Source organism: Pseudomonas sp. 18173, assembly GCF_050432945.1.
Taxonomy (GTDB): domain Bacteria; phylum Pseudomonadota; class Gammaproteobacteria; order Pseudomonadales; family Pseudomonadaceae; genus Aquipseudomonas.
Window position 1 is genome coordinate 35,033 of record NZ_JBKFTN010000022.1, and the last position, 12,472, is coordinate 47,504.

Genomic DNA, 12,472 nt, shown 5'->3' on the forward strand with positions numbered 1-12,472 from the left:
TGGTTCAAACTACAACTTTCAAGCAGGGAGATGTAGGGCGATGCTAGGCCACCCAGATGTGATCGATTACCTCAACACGTTGCTGACCGGCGAGCTGGCCGCGCGTGATCAATATTTCGTCCACTCGCGGATGTATGAGGACTGGGGTTTCACCAAGCTCTACGAACGAATCAACCACGAGATGGAAGAAGAGGCAGGGCACGCCGATGCCCTGATGCGCCGGATCCTGATGCTCGAAGGCACGCCGCGCATGCGTCCGGACGATCTCGATGTCGGCACCACGGTGACCGAGATGCTCGAAGCGGATTTGCGCCTGGAATACAAGGTTCGTGCCGCGCTCTGCAAAGGCATCAAACTCTGCGAGCAGCACAAGGACTATGTCAGCCGCGAAATGCTGCGGGTGCAATTGCATGACACCGAAGAAGATCACACCTACTGGCTCGAGAAGCAGTTGGGTCTGATCAAGTTGATCGGGCTTGAGAACTACCTGCAGTCCCACGCCTGATTTCGCGGATACAAAAAAGCCCCTGTCACTGATGAAGTGACAGGGGCTTTTTCATGGCGGCCGGTTAAGCCCGGTCACGCTCCAGTAGCGGCTTGAGGTAATAACCGGTATGGGATTGCGTCATCTCTGACACTTCCTCCGGCGTGCCGACGGCAATGATCTGCCCGCCCTTGGAACCGCCTTCCGGCCCCAGGTCCACCAGCCAGTCGGCGGTCTTGATCACGTCCAGGTTGTGTTCGATCACTACCACTGTGTTGCCGTGGTCGCGCAGACGATGCAACACGTCCAGCAGTTGCTGGATATCCGCGAAGTGCAGCCCGGTGGTCGGTTCATCGAGGATGTACAGGGTCTTGCCGGTATCGCGCTTGGACAGCTCGCGGGAAAGTTTCACCCGCTGGGCTTCACCACCGGACAACGTGGTCGCCGATTGCCCCAGCTTGATGTATGACAGGCCAACGTCCATCAACGTTTGCAGCTTGCGCGCCAGGGCAGGTACCGCATCGAAGAACTCCCGCGCTTCCTCGATGGTCATTTCGAGGGTTTCGTGGATGCTCTTGCCCTTGTACTTGATCTCCAGGGTTTCGCGGTTGTAGCGCTTGCTCTTGCAGACGTCGCACGGCACGTAGATGTCCGGCAGGAAGTGCATCTCCACCTTGATCAGGCCGTCACCCTGGCAGGCTTCGCAACGCCCGCCCTTGACGTTGAAGGAGAAACGCCCCGGTCCGTAGCCGCGGGAGCGGGATTCCGGCACGCCAGCGAACAGTTCGCGGATCGGTGTAAACAGCCCGGTGTAGGTCGCCGGGTTGGAGCGCGGTGTGCGACCGATCGGGCTCTGGTCGATGTCGACGACCTTGTCCAGGTGCTCCAGGCCCTTGATGCTGTCGTGGGCGGCGGCTTCAAGGGTGGTGGCGCCATTGAGCGCTGTAGCGCTCAAAGGGAACAACGTGTTGTTGATCAGCGTCGACTTGCCTGAGCCGGATACGCCGGTCACACAGGTCAGCAGGCCAATCGGAATCTCCAGATCGACATTGCGCAGGTTGTTGCCGCGCGCACCCTTGAGCGACAGCGCAAGCTTCTTGTTGCGCGGTGTGCGTTTGGCCGGGACTTCGATCTTCACCCGCCCCGACAGGTATTTGCCCGTCAGCGAGTCCGGATGGGCCATGACCTCGGCCGGTGTGCCTTCGGCGACGATATGCCCACCGTGCACGCCAGCGCCCGGGCCGATGTCCACCACGTAGTCGGCCAGGCGAATGGCGTCTTCGTCGTGCTCGACCACGATCACCGTGTTGCCGATATCGCGCAGGTGCTTGAGGGTGCCCAGCAGCCGGTCGTTATCGCGCTGATGCAGGCCGATGGAGGGTTCGTCGAGGATGTACAGAACGCCCACCAGGCCGGCACCAATCTGGCTGGCCAGACGGATGCGCTGGGCCTCGCCACCGGACAAGGTGTCCGCACTGCGATCCAGCGACAGATAGTCGAGGCCGACGTTGACCAGGAACTGCAGGCGCTCGCGGATTTCCTTGAGGATCTTGTCGGCAATTTCGCCACGTCGGCCGGTGAGCTTGAGCCCGCCAAAATAATCGGACGCATCACCGATCGGCAGGTTGGTCACGGCCGGCAGGGTTTTCTCTCCGACCCAAACGTGGCGCGCCTCACGCCGCAGGCGGGTGCCGCGGCAGTCCGGGCAGGATTGGGTGCTGAGGAATTTGGCCAACTCTTCGCGTACCGACGCCGATTCGGTCTCGCGGTAGCGTCGCTCCAGGTTCGGCACGATGCCTTCGAACGGGTGCGAGCGCTTGACGATATCGCCACGGTCGTTCAGGTATTTGAAATCGACGTTTTGCGAACCGCTGCCATGCAGGATGAATTTCTGCTGATCGGCAGGCAGTTCGTTGAACGGAACTTCCAGGCTGAATTTGTAGTGGGAAGCCAGCGAGCCGAGCATTTGGAAGTAATAGACGTTGCGCCTGTCCCAGCCACGAATCGCCCCTTCGGCCAGGGTCAGTTCGCCATTGACCAGGCGCTTGATGTCGAAGAACTGCTTGACCCCCAGACCATCACAGGTCGGGCAAGCGCCGGCCGGGTTGTTGAAGGAGAACAGCTTGGGTTCCAGTTCGCTGATCGCGTGGCCGCAGATCGGGCAGGCGAAGCGCGCGGAGAAGATCATCTCTTCACCCGGTTCGTCGTCCATCGGTGCCACCAGGGCGATGCCGTCCGCGAGCTTCAGCGCGGTCTCGAAGGATTCGGCCAGGCGCTGTTGCAGGTCGGCGCGAACCTTGAAACGGTCGACCACGACATCGATGGTATGTTTTTTCTGCTTGTCGAGCTTGGGTGCTTCGTCCAGCTCGTAAAGCTTGCCGTTGATCCGGGCACGGACGAAGCCCTGGGCGCGCAGTTCTTCGAAAACCGACAGGTGCTCGCCTTTACGCTCGCGGATAACCGGGGCCAACAGCATCAGCTTGCTGCCCTCCGGTTCGGCGAGGACCAGGTCGACCATCTGGCTGACGGTCTGTGCTTCCAGCGGAATGTCGTGATCCGGGCAACGCGGAATACCCACGCGTGCATACAGCAGGCGCAGGTAGTCGTAGATTTCGGTAATGGTGCCGACCGTCGAACGCGGGTTGTGCGAGGTCGACTTCTGCTCGATGGAAATCGCCGGCGACAGGCCTTCGATGGTGTCGACGTCGGGCTTTTCCATCATCGAGAGGAACTGCCGGGCGTAGGCCGACAGCGATTCGACGTAGCGGCGCTGGCCTTCGGCGTACAGGGTGTCGAAAGCCAGGGACGACTTGCCGGAGCCGGACAGGCCGGTGATGACAATCAGCTTGTCCCGTGGCAGGGTCAGGTCGATGTTCTTCAGGTTGTGGGTTCGAGCCCCACGAATCAGGATCTTGTCCAAGGTGGCCTCGCTCGGCGGGCGTCGAAAACGTAGGAGTATACGGCCAAATACTGGATGGATGCACACTATCAAACGAGAGGGTTACTGTCTTGCATGAAGAGTGTGTCAGCAATGCGCGTCAAAGCGTCGCGATATACCCTGCCAATCGATGGGACTGGTAGAATCGCCGCCGGTTCACATGAGGTTTTTCCATGCACGATCCCCACAGCGAGCGCATGAGTGGCGGCGAGACCCGCGCAGCAAGCGGTCTGGCCCTGGTGTTCGCCTTCCGTATGCTTGGCATGTTCATGGTGTTGCCGGTACTGGCCACCTATGGGATGGATCTGGCCGGGGCCACGCCGGCCCTGATCGGTCTGGCGATTGGCGCTTATGGCCTGACCCAGGCCATCTTTCAGATACCGTTCGGTTTCATTTCCGACCGCATCGGTCGACGCCCGGTGATTTACCTGGGGCTGATCGTCTTTGCCCTCGGCAGTCTGCTGGCGGCCAATGCCGATTCGATCTGGGGTGTGATCGCCGGGCGAATCCTGCAGGGTGCCGGGGCGATTTCCGCGGCGGTCATGGCCTTGCTGTCCGACCTGACCCGCGAGCAGCACCGGACCAAGGCCATGGCGATGATCGGCATGACCATCGGCCTGTCGTTTGCGGTGGCCATGGTAGTCGGCCCGTTGCTGACCCGCGCCTTCGGGTTGTCCGGGCTGTTCCTCGCCACCGGTGGCATGGCGCTGTTCGGCATTGTGATCGTGATGTTCATGGTGCCGCGCTCCACCGGGCCGTTGCAGCATCGAGAGTCCGGTGTCGCGCGCCAGGCGCTGATCCCGACGCTCAAGCATCCGGACCTGCTGCGTCTGGACCTGGGCATTTTTGTGTTGCACGCGATGTTGATGTCCAGCTTCGTCGCCTTGCCGCTGGCGCTGGTCGAGAAGGCCGGGCTGCCCAAGGAGCAGCACTGGTGGGTGTACCTGACCGCGCTGCTGATTTCTTTCTTCGCCATGATCCCGTTCATTATCTACGGCGAGAAGAAACGCAAAATGAAACGAGTTTTACTCGGTGCCGTCGTGACACTGATGCTCACCGAGCTATTCTTCTGGCAGTTCGGCGACAGCTTGCGGGCTCTGGTGATCGGTACGGTGGTGTTCTTCACCGCGTTCAATCTGCTGGAGGCTTCGTTGCCGTCGCTGATCAGCAAGGTTTCACCGGCGGGCGGCAAAGGCACTGCGATGGGGGTTTATTCCACCAGCCAGTTCCTCGGATCGGCACTGGGCGGGATACTAGGTGGCTGGCTGTTCCAGCACGGCGGTTTGTCGGTTGTGTTCCTCGGATGCGCCGGTCTGGCTGCCCTCTGGCTGGCCTTTGCTGTTACCATGCGTGAACCACCCTACGTGACAAGCCTGCGCTTGCCGTTGTCGCCCGAGGCGATCCGCGAAGCGGGTCTGGTCGAGCGCCTGAAGGCTGTCGTAGGGGTAACAGATGCAGTGATAGTCGCTGATGAGGCGGCCATTTACATCAAATTGGACACCGAACTATTGGATCGCACCACCCTTGAAAGCCTGGTGAACAACCCGGCCGGGGCAGCGTGCGTAGCCTAGGAGAACGTAATGGCCCGTGGGGTTAACAAAGTCATATTGGTCGGCACTTGCGGCCAGGATCCTGAAGTTCGCTACCTGCCGAACGGCAACGCTGTGACCAACCTGAGTCTGGCAACCAGCGAACAGTGGACCGACAAGCAAACCGGTCAGAAAGTCGAAAAGACCGAATGGCACCGTGTGTCGATGTTCGGCAAGGTTGCGGAAATCGCCGGCGAATACCTGCGTAAAGGTTCGCAGGTGTACATCGAAGGCAAGTTGCAGACCCGCGAGTGGGAAAAAGACGGTATCAAGCGTTACACCACCGAAATCGTGGTCGACATGCAAGGCACCATGCAACTGTTGGGCGGCCGTCCACAGGGCGACCAACAGGCTCAGGGCGGCGGTAACAACTACCAGCAATCCGCTCCGCGCCAGCAGGCTCCGCGTCCACAGCAGTCGGCGCCGCAACAGTCGCGCCCGGCTCCACAGCAGGCTGCTCCTCAGCCGGCTCCGGATTTCGACAGCTTTGATGACGATATTCCGTTCTAAGCAGCTGTAAGCCCCGAGCTACAAGTGGCAAGTTGAAAAACAAAACCCGCACTTCGGTCTGAAGTGCGGGTTTTTTATTCGTGGTGAAAAGCCGTTGCTTCAGGCCGCGAGGTAGTCGCTGGTCGACACCACGCTGGCATACGCAAACGCCAGGGCCGCCATGAAAGCCGCATGAACCTGGGCTGCCGGAACCGTCACCCCATTGAACTCCAGGTCGAGGGTGGCGCAGGCGTCGTGGATCACGGTCACCTTATAACCAAAGTCCGCCGCCGCACGGGTGATGCCGTCCACACACATGTGGCTCATGCTGCCCACGACTACCAGCTCCTTGATGTCTTGCTCGTCGAGGATCGACTTCAAGTCGGTTTCGCGGAATGAGTTGACGAAGTGTTTGAGCACCACCGGTTCGTCGGCGCGGTTGAGCACTTTGGGGTGCAGCTTCGCGCCTTCGGAGCTCGGGGTGAAAAACGGTGCCTCTTCGGAGGTGAATTCGTGGCGGATATGCACCACTGGATCGCCGGCGTCGCGGAAGGCCTTGATCAGGCGTGCGGCGTTGTCTGCGGCGGCGTCGGCACCGACCAGTGGCCACTTGCCTTGGGGGAAGTAGTCGTTCTGGATATCGACTACGATGAGCGCTTGCTTGGCCATGACTGTTTCCTTGAAGTGTGTGTTGGTGTGGAATGAAGTATTGGCGTTGGCAGGCGGTCCGGGGATTGGCCGCACCGACAATTAGAGGGGGAAAACTGACAATGGACGCAGAAAGGGCAATCGCCGAACTCGGTGTGCTGATCTATCCCGGCGCGCAGATGGCGGCGGTGCATGGCTTGACGGACTTGTTCGGGGTGGCCAACCGGATCGCCGCCGAGCATCAGACTGCGCAGTTGCCGCTGCTGCGGGTCAGCCATTGGCAGGTCGAGGGTGATCAGCCGCCCGTGCGGGTCTTCGACAGCCATCCTGGCCCGGAGCGCGCCTTGGTGGCCGTGCTGATTCCTCCGTCGATCGGCGGTTTTTCCGAGGGCCAGGCGCCACAGGGATTGATCCGCTGGTTGCGCGAGCAACATGCCTGCGGCGCGACACTGGGCGGGGTTTGCGTGGGCTCTATCCTGTTGGCTGAAAGCGGTCTGCTCGACGGTCGCAGCGCCACCACTCACTGGACTTCGGCCAAAGCCTTCGCCGAACGTTATCCGGCGATCAGGCTCAAGGCCGATACACCGATTGTCGATGACGGCGACCTGATTACGACGGCCGGGCTGATGGCCTGGTCCGAACTGGGTTTGCGCCTGGTCAATCGGCTGCTTGGACCGAGCATTGCCACCCATACCGCGCGTTTTCTGGTGGTGGAGCACAGCGACAGCGCCAGTGAGTGCGGCAGTAATTTTGCGCCGATCCTCAGTCACGGCGATGCGGCAATCCTCAAGGTGCAACACTGGCTGCAAAGCACCGGGGCAACCGATGTATCGCTGACGGCGATGGCCGAGAAGGCAGGCCTGGAAGAGCGTACCTTCCTGCGACGATTCCGTGCGGCCACCGGGCTCAGGCCCACTGAGTACTGCCAGCATCTGCGAGTCGGCAAGGCCCGGGAAATGCTCGAGTTCACCAACGGCACCATCGACCATATCGCCTGGACCGTGGGTTATCAGGACCCCGGAGCGTTTCGTGCGACATTCAAGAAAATCACCGGGCTGGCGCCGAGTGATTATCGGACGCGGTTCGGGGTGACACCGGGTGCTGCAGTACGGTAGGCCTGTCTCCCCAGGAAGTCGTGCAAAATGCCGGAATGCCAAGGGGCGTCGTGCAGAATAAAACAGGCCTCATGCCATCACGCTTTACCCAACCGACTGATTTGAAAACCGTTTCCATGCACTGCGCCTTGGCCTGATCCCTGCACCCCTTCAGCTACATTCATCAAGCGTCGATTGAAGGGGGATGCATGACCCCGACAAACAGCAAGAAACTGGTGCTCGCCCATTCGGTGATCGCCGATGCGCCACCGCACGAAGTCGAGACCAACCGTGCGCTGGCCCGCTGGCTGGCGCAGATACTGGGGCTCAAGTACGGCGGCAGTTACGACCCGCAACGGCACGTCGGGCGCGACCTGTACCTGTTGCCGACCCAGACCCTGGTGGGCGCTGCGGCTGCCCGGCAGCTGGGGGTCAAGGGGCCGGAGGATTTGTGGGGCGGTTATGTCGACCACGACTTCATCTGCACCAAAGCCATCAGTCACGGACTGCTCAACCAGCATGCCCATGCACCGCAAGGCTGGGCGCCCTTGTTTTCCGAGCGGGTGCGCAGCGTGGTGCTCGACGGTCTCAGCGTGTTCTCCCTGGCGGATGCGCGCCCGGCGGCAGAGCATCTGTTGCACGCCGGACCGATCCGCCTGAAGCCGATTCATGCCTGCGCCGGACGCGGTCAGGAAGTGATCAAAAGCCTCGACGAGTTCGATCAAGTGCTTGCCAGGCCAGAGGCTCAGGCCCTGTTCACCAAGGGCGTGGTGCTCGAGCAGGACCTGGACCAGGTGATCACCCACAGCGTCGGCCAGAGTTTTATCGGCGACAAGGTGCTCAGTTACTGCGGTGAGCAATACCTGACCGAAGACGCACAGGGCGACTCGGTGTATGGCGGTTCCGATCTGCTGGTGGTGTCCGGTGACTACGACCAATTGCTGAAACTGGATCTGCCGCAAGACGTGCGCCTGGCGATTCGTCAGGCACAAGTATTCGACAACGCGGCGGATGAAGCCTTTCCCGGTTTTTATGCCTCGCGGCGCAATTACGACATCGCCCAGGGCCTGGACAGCAACGGCCAGCCGCGCAGTGGTGTGCTGGAACAGTCCTGGCGCATGGGCGGTGCCAGCAGCGCCGAAGTCGCGGCCTTGCAGAGCTTCGTCAACGATCCGGGGGTGTGCGCGGTTCGTGTGTCTTCGGTGGAAACCTACATCGATCGGCCGCTTCCGGCAGATGCCATCGAGGTTTTCCGTGGGCCGGCGCAGACCAGCGACTTTCTCCTCAAGTACGTGACGGTTGAATCCTATGACGGCTAGAAGCGAATCCATCCAGATCGACATCGACAACGAACAGATGAGCGGGACGTTTCTGAGCCCCAAATCGAAAGTCCCCGGCGTGCTCTTCGTACACGGTTGGGGCGGCAGTCAGGAGCGGGACCTGGAGCGCGCCAAAGGCATCGCCGGGTTGGGGTGTGTCTGCCTGACCTTTGACCTGCGTGGACACACAGGCGGCACCGGCATTCCATTGTCCCGGGTGACGCGCGAAGATAACCTGCGGGACCTGCTGGCAGCCTATGACCGCTTGCTCGCACACCCGGCCCTCGATACATCGGCGATTGCCGTGGTCGGCACCAGTTACGGCGGATATCTGGCCTCGATCCTGACCTCGCTCAGGCCGGTGCGCTGGCTGGCGCTGCGGGTGCCGGCGCTGTATCGCGACGAGCAATGGCACACGCCGAAACGCGATCTGGACAAGCTGGATCTGCGTGATTACCGAAGCACCCTGGTGCGTGCCGATGGCAATCGCGCCTTGCATGCCTGTTCGCAATTCACCGGGGACGTCTTGCTGGTGCAATCGGAGACCGACGACTACGTGCCCCACGCGACGATCATGAGTTACCGGGCCGCCTGCCAGCAGACGCACTCACTGACCCACCGCATCATCGACGGCGCCGATCATGCCTTGAGCGACCCGATTTCCCAGCAGGCGTACACCTCGATCCTGGTCGACTGGATTACCGAGATGGTGGTGGGGGAGCGGTTGAGCATTATTCAATCGTCCTGATATTGGAGGTGTTCCTGCGATCAATCGCGACCATCGCCAATCACTTGGGTTTCTTCGCAATCCGCAATGACTTTGCCCTGGCCTCCACCAGCAGGTACATCACCAGGGCAATCAATAGCGGCACGATGAAATAAATTGCCCGATAAGCCAGCAGTCCCGCCACCAGGCTACCCCGCGAAACCTCGTGTTGCAGCAGCGCCACGAACACTGCCTCGAGCACGCCGAGCCCGGCCGGGATGTGCGTGATGACCCCGGCGATGGCGCTGATCAACAGCACGCCCAGTACCAGTGGATAGTCCAGTTTGCTCGGCAGCAACACGAAAATCACCGCCGCCATCAGCGACCAGTTGAGAGCGCCGAGGGCCAGTTGCAGCACCGCCATGGGCAGTGACGGCAAGTCGATCTCCACGCCGCGAATCGCCCACTCCCGACGCTTGGCAAACCGGCACGCGACCAGGTATCCGGCGCTCAGCAGCAACAACAGGACTCCCACGCCTTGCAGCGCGCCACTGCTGAGTCGCCAGCCCGGCGGCATGCGTACCAGCCCGCTGCTGAACACGGCGCCGGCAATGACCATGTAGCCGAACCAGTTGGTCGCCAGGCTCAGGCCAAGGATTTTCGCGATGTTGCTCTTGCTGACCCCGAGCCGCGAATACAACCGGTAGCGCATGGCGATGCCGCCGACCCAGGCGCTCAGGTTCAGGTTGAAGGCGTAGCTGATGATCCCTACGGGCAGGATCTGCTTCCAGGTCAGATTCTGGCGGATGTAGGTGCGGCCGATCAGGTCGAAGCAGGCGTACACCAGAAAACTCACCAGGGTCAGCGCCGAGGCGATGATCAGTGTGCGCACCTTGAAGTCGGCCAGGTTGTCGAACACTTCGTTCCATTCGATACGCTGGGCGAGCATCGTGAACAGCACGATCAGCATCAGGAAAAACAGCATCGTCAACGGCCGTTTCCAGCGCTTCCAGTGCGACTTGCCGGCGCTTGTGGCATGAGTTGCGGTGTGGGTCTCAGCGCGGTTCATGGTCAGCGCTCCCGGTCGGAAGGGGGATTGGTTTCAGGCGAGGTTTATGCGCCGGCAACCAACCGGCCCACGCCGGGAAATGCCGCAGGAAGTGAAACACCAGGAAACCGATGGTCATGTGCCAGACACGTCCGCGTGGCGCGATGTCCGCAGACATGACCTTGCAGTGGTGATCGCTGAGGTCTTCCAGGCGATCAAACAGCGTTCGATTGAAGCCACGGTCGCGGATCAGCACGTTGGCCTCCAGATTCATCGACAGGCTCAACGGGTCGAGGTTGCTGGAGCCGACGGTGCTCCAGTCTTCATCCACCAACGCGACCTTGCCATGCAGCGGGCGGTCGCAATATTCGTAGATCTTCACCCCGGACCTGATCAGGTAGTCGTAGGTCATGCGCGCGGCGAGCCTGGCCACCAGCATGTCTGGCTGGCCCTGCAGGATCAGCCGCACCTCCACGCCCCGGCGGGCCGCATTGCGGATCTCGCGCAGTAAACGGAAACCGGGAAAGAAGTAGGCGTTGGCGATCACCACCCGCCGTTGTGCCTGGCGCAACACCTGGCGGTAAACTTCTTCGATGTCGGACGGGTGTTCGCCGTTGTCGCGATACACCAGCCGCACCTGGCCATCGTGATCGCTCAAGGCCAGTTCCGAACGCCGCATCCGGCGCCGCTGCCACCAGTATCTGGCCCGCACCGGGCGACCGCATTGCAGCAGGGCGAAGTGATGGATGTCGGCCACCGCGGGGCCTTGCACCTCCACGGAATAGTCCTGTTTGGCCTCGGGGCCGAAGTCGGCCAGATGATCGGCGGAAAAATTGATCCCGCCGATGAAGGCGATGCTGCCGTCCACCACCACTATCTTGCGGTGCAGCCGCCGGAACCAGTTGGTGCGGATGCCCAGGCGTTTCGGTGCCGGGTCGAACATTTGCAGGTGCACGCCGGCCGCGGTCAGGGCGGTGAGGAAACCGGTGCTCAGTTCTCCGCAGCCAAACCCGTCGAGGCTGACGGTAGTGCGCACGCCGCGCTGAGCGGCTTCGATCAGAATCTGTTGCAGCTCATTGCCAACCTTGTCCTCGAACACAATGAACGTTTCCAGCAGGATTTCACTTTGCGCCCGACGCAGGGTTTCAAATACCCGGGGAAAAAACGCTTCGCCGTTCTCCAGCAACTCGACGCGATTGCTGCCTTGCCACCCATATTCGACATCGACCGCTGTCGGCTCTCGGATCGGCGGGGCGGGGATGTCTTGCAAGGTGTTTTTTTCCATCGACTGGCTGCTCATAGCTCGATCTCCACCGACAGCGGGGCATGGTCGGAAAGGTGCGACCAGGGCCGGGTGGTCAGCACTTGCGGATGGCTGGCCTTGAGGTTGCGCACGTAGATGCGGTCCAGGCGCAATGTCGGCAGACGCGCGGGGAAACTGCGCGCCGGTTTGCCATGGTGCGCAGCGAAGACTTCGCGCAGACCGCTTGGCTTGAGCAATGCATCGGCGCGCTGGCGCCAGTCGTTGAAATCCCCGGCGACGATCACCGGGGCGTCGCCCGGCAGGGCATCCAGACGCTGGGCAAGCAATTTCAGTTGCGCCCTGCGGTGGCTTTCGCGCAGCCCCAAGTGCACGCAAATGGCATGCACTTCCCGGTCGTCACCCGGCAGGCGCAACACACAATGCAGGAGCCCGCGGTTCTCGTGACCGCCGATGGACACGTCGAGGTTGTCGTGACGGATAATCTGGAATTTCGACAACAGCGCATTGCCGTGATCGCCCGCTGGATACACCGCATTGCGCCCATAGGCGAACTGCGGCCACAGGGTGTCGGCGAGGAACTCGTATTGCGGCATCGTCGGCCAGTTGGTGTAGCGCTTGGGGTGCTGTTCGTGAGTGCCGTGGACTTCCTGCAAAAACACCACGTCGGCAGACACACTGCGCACCGCTTCACGCAGTTCCGGCAGGATGAATCGCCGGTTGAGCGCGGTGAAACCTTTATGGGTATTGACCGTCAGCACCTTGAAACGACAAGTGACGGACGGATCCTGTACCCGCATGTCGATTGCGCTTGAATGTGCGGGAATATCGGTGTGATTCGCTGTCATGTCGCCTCCCGCCTGACGGCCCCTGTTTTTGGATGACTGCGGGGCGGC

The 12,472-nt window shown here is 61.3% G+C and carries 11 protein-coding genes; 6 read left to right on the plus strand and 5 right to left on the minus strand.

Features of this window, described 5'->3' with window-relative positions; translation table 11 throughout:
- Positions 1–40 precede the first annotated feature (40 nt).
- Positions 41–505, plus strand: a complete 465-nt coding sequence (gene bfr, locus ACLD1X_RS22515) for a bacterioferritin (protein WP_085727994.1) — start codon at positions 41–43, stop codon at positions 503–505.
- Positions 506–569: 64 nt separating this feature from the next.
- On the opposite strand, the gene uvrA is transcribed toward bfr, so the two are convergent.
- Positions 570–3,404, minus strand: coding sequence for an excinuclease ABC subunit UvrA (gene uvrA / locus ACLD1X_RS22520; RefSeq protein WP_429371404.1), 2,835 nt, complete (start codon positions 3,402–3,404; stop codon positions 570–572).
- 191 nt (positions 3,405–3,595) lie between these two features.
- Between uvrA and ACLD1X_RS22525 the strand changes: the two genes are divergently transcribed.
- Both ACLD1X_RS22525 and ACLD1X_RS22530 read left to right on the plus strand, forming a co-directional pair.
- Positions 3,596–4,993 (plus strand): MFS transporter, encoded by a 1,398-nt coding sequence (locus ACLD1X_RS22525; RefSeq protein ID WP_429371406.1) that lies wholly within the window; start codon positions 3,596–3,598, stop codon positions 4,991–4,993.
- A gap of 9 nt (positions 4,994–5,002) precedes the next feature.
- Positions 5,003–5,521, plus strand: a complete 519-nt coding sequence (locus ACLD1X_RS22530) for a single-stranded DNA-binding protein (RefSeq protein ID WP_413426437.1) — start codon at positions 5,003–5,005, stop codon at positions 5,519–5,521.
- 99 nt (positions 5,522–5,620) lie between these two features.
- On the opposite strand, the gene ACLD1X_RS22535 is transcribed toward ACLD1X_RS22530, so the two are convergent.
- Positions 5,621–6,169 carry a cysteine hydrolase family protein gene (locus tag ACLD1X_RS22535; RefSeq protein ID WP_429371408.1) on the minus strand — a complete coding sequence of 183 codons (549 nt, stop codon included), beginning with the start codon at positions 6,167–6,169 and terminating at the stop codon, positions 5,621–5,623.
- Between the two features lie 101 nt (positions 6,170–6,270).
- Here ACLD1X_RS22535 and ACLD1X_RS22540 point away from each other — a divergent pair, with 101 nt between their 5' ends.
- The 3 genes from ACLD1X_RS22540 (at position 6,271) to ACLD1X_RS22550 (ending at position 9,309) form a co-directional block, all read left to right on the plus strand.
- Complete coding sequence (locus ACLD1X_RS22540; protein ID WP_429371410.1) at positions 6,271–7,263, plus strand: GlxA family transcriptional regulator; 993 nt, start codon at positions 6,271–6,273, stop codon at positions 7,261–7,263.
- Positions 7,264–7,451: 188 nt separating this feature from the next.
- Positions 7,452–8,561 (plus strand): DUF3182 family protein, encoded by a 1,110-nt coding sequence (locus ACLD1X_RS22545; RefSeq protein ID WP_429371412.1) that lies wholly within the window; start codon positions 7,452–7,454, stop codon positions 8,559–8,561.
- Positions 8,551–9,309: an alpha/beta hydrolase family protein gene (locus ACLD1X_RS22550; protein WP_429371414.1), complete on the plus strand. Its 759-nt coding sequence runs from the start codon at positions 8,551–8,553 to the stop codon at positions 9,307–9,309. The genes ACLD1X_RS22545 and ACLD1X_RS22550 overlap by 11 nt, the downstream gene beginning before the upstream one ends.
- Positions 9,310–9,349: 40 nt before the next feature.
- On the opposite strand, the gene ACLD1X_RS22555 is transcribed toward ACLD1X_RS22550, so the two are convergent.
- From ACLD1X_RS22555 to ACLD1X_RS22565, 3 genes are read right to left on the minus strand one after another with little or no spacing between them, the layout of a single operon-like run.
- Positions 9,350–10,336 carry a lysylphosphatidylglycerol synthase domain-containing protein gene (locus ACLD1X_RS22555; protein ID WP_429371416.1) on the minus strand — a complete coding sequence of 329 codons (987 nt, stop codon included), beginning with the start codon at positions 10,334–10,336 and terminating at the stop codon, positions 9,350–9,352.
- Positions 10,323–11,615 (minus strand): cardiolipin synthase ClsB, encoded by a 1,293-nt coding sequence (gene clsB / locus ACLD1X_RS22560; RefSeq protein ID WP_429371418.1) that lies wholly within the window; start codon positions 11,613–11,615, stop codon positions 10,323–10,325. The genes ACLD1X_RS22555 and clsB overlap by 14 nt, the downstream gene beginning before the upstream one ends.
- Positions 11,612–12,376, minus strand: coding sequence for an endonuclease/exonuclease/phosphatase family protein (locus tag ACLD1X_RS22565; RefSeq protein WP_429371518.1), 765 nt, complete (start codon positions 12,374–12,376; stop codon positions 11,612–11,614). The genes clsB and ACLD1X_RS22565 overlap by 4 nt, the downstream gene beginning before the upstream one ends.
- Positions 12,377–12,472 lie beyond the last annotated feature (96 nt).

Bases quoted from the DNA above. Each gene is read 5' to 3' on its own strand.
- bfr (WP_085727994.1), top strand. From the start codon at position 41: ATGCTAGGCCACCCAGATGTGATCGATTACCTCAACACGTTGCTGACC.
- ACLD1X_RS22525 (WP_429371406.1), top strand. From the start codon at position 3,596: ATGCACGATCCCCACAGCGAGCGCATGAGTGGCGGCGAGACCCGCGCA.
- ACLD1X_RS22530 (WP_413426437.1), top strand. From the start codon at position 5,003: ATGGCCCGTGGGGTTAACAAAGTCATATTGGTCGGCACTTGCGGCCAG.
- ACLD1X_RS22535 (WP_429371408.1), bottom strand. From the start codon at position 6,169: ATGGCCAAGCAAGCGCTCATCGTAGTCGATATCCAGAACGACTACTTC.
- ACLD1X_RS22540 (WP_429371410.1), top strand. From the start codon at position 6,271: ATGGACGCAGAAAGGGCAATCGCCGAACTCGGTGTGCTGATCTATCCC.
- ACLD1X_RS22545 (WP_429371412.1), top strand. From the start codon at position 7,452: ATGACCCCGACAAACAGCAAGAAACTGGTGCTCGCCCATTCGGTGATC.
- ACLD1X_RS22550 (WP_429371414.1), top strand. From the start codon at position 8,551: ATGACGGCTAGAAGCGAATCCATCCAGATCGACATCGACAACGAACAG.
- ACLD1X_RS22555 (WP_429371416.1), bottom strand. From the start codon at position 10,336: ATGAACCGCGCTGAGACCCACACCGCAACTCATGCCACAAGCGCCGGC.
- clsB (WP_429371418.1), bottom strand. From the start codon at position 11,615: ATGAGCAGCCAGTCGATGGAAAAAAACACCTTGCAAGACATCCCCGCC.
- ACLD1X_RS22565 (WP_429371518.1), bottom strand. From the start codon at position 12,376: ATGCGGGTACAGGATCCGTCCGTCACTTGTCGTTTCAAGGTGCTGACG.